The sequence below is a fragment of the Acinetobacter sp. YH12072 genome (genome assembly GCF_013419565.1).
Lineage (GTDB): Bacteria > Pseudomonadota > Gammaproteobacteria > Pseudomonadales > Moraxellaceae > Acinetobacter.
This window is the reverse complement of sequence record NZ_VOZV01000095.1, coordinates 1-1,180: the sequence shown is the minus strand read 5'-3', so window position 1 is coordinate 1,180 and position 1,180 is coordinate 1. Positions and strand designations below refer to the sequence as shown.

Annotated in this window: 1 protein-coding gene; it reads right to left on the bottom strand. The window is 35.8% G+C overall.

The window, feature by feature from the left end; translation table 11 throughout:
- Window positions 1-18: 18 nt before the first annotated feature.
- Window positions 19-1,109 (bottom strand): IS4-like element ISAba1 family transposase gene (locus tag FTU19_RS16160; RefSeq protein WP_085940648.1). Its coding sequence is split into 2 segments (ribosomal slippage): window positions 19-569 and window positions 569-1,109, totalling 1,092 coding nucleotides; the frame shifts between segments, so codons are not numbered across the junction.
- Between the last annotated feature and the right edge of the window lie 71 nt (window positions 1,110-1,180).

Here is a 1,180-nt window from a genome sequence, read left to right as displayed (position 1 = left end):
CTCTGTACACGACAAATTTCACAGAACCCTTATCCTATCAGGATTCTGCTTTCTTAAAATTGCCAAAATTTCCTTAAACTCTTCTTTTTTCCCAAAACCAATTAAACGCTGAATCGCCATTTGAACATAGTCTAAACCATAGCGAAATAAACTCATTGAGAGTCGTCCATGCTTCTTTATTTTTATCGCTTTTTTTTGATTATGTTGCCATTCACCCGTTAAGTAACACCAACAGAAGCTTATAGCTAACACCGCAATCAATTTTTTCACTCGTCTAGGGTCTGTCAAGCGCGTATTTTCAAGATTAAACCCGCGTCCTTTGAGACAACTGAATAAGGTTTCAATTTCCCAGCGTAATGCATAATCCTGAATAGCATTGGCATTAAACTGAGGAGAAACGACGAGTAAAAGCTCTCCATTTTCTAACTGTAGTGCACTTATATATAGTTTCACCCGACCAACCAAAATCCGTCGTTTACGACATTCAATTTGACCAACTTTAAGATGGCGAAATAAATCACTAATTTTATGATTCTTTCCTAAATGATTGGTGACAATGAAGTTTTTTTAACACGAATGCAGAAGTTGATGTCTTGTTCAATTAACCATGTAAACCACTGCTCACCGATAAACTCTCTGTCTGCGAACACATTCACAATACGGTCTTTACCAAAAATGGCTATAAAGCGTTGAATCAAAGCAATACGCTCTTTCGTATCTGAATTTCCACGTTTATTAAGCAATGTCCAAAGGATAGGTATCGCTATTCCACGATAAACGATTGCGAGCATCAGGATATTAATATTTCGTTTTCCCCATTTCCAATTGGTTCTATCTAAAGTCAGTTGCACTTGGTCGAATGAAAACATATTGAAAATCAACTGAGAAATTTGACGATAATCAAAATACTGACCTGCAAAGAAGCGCTGCATACGTCGATAAAATGATTGTGGTAAACACTTGATGGGCAAGGCTTTAGATGCAGAAGAAAGATTACATGTTTGCTTTAAAATAATCACAAGCATGATGAGCGCAAAGCACTTTAAATGTGACTTGTTCCATTTTAGAGATTTGTTTAAGATAAGATATAACTCATTGAGATGTGTCATAGTATTCGTCGTTAGAAAACAATTATTGTGACATTATTTCAATGAGTTATCTATTTTTGTCGTGTACAGAG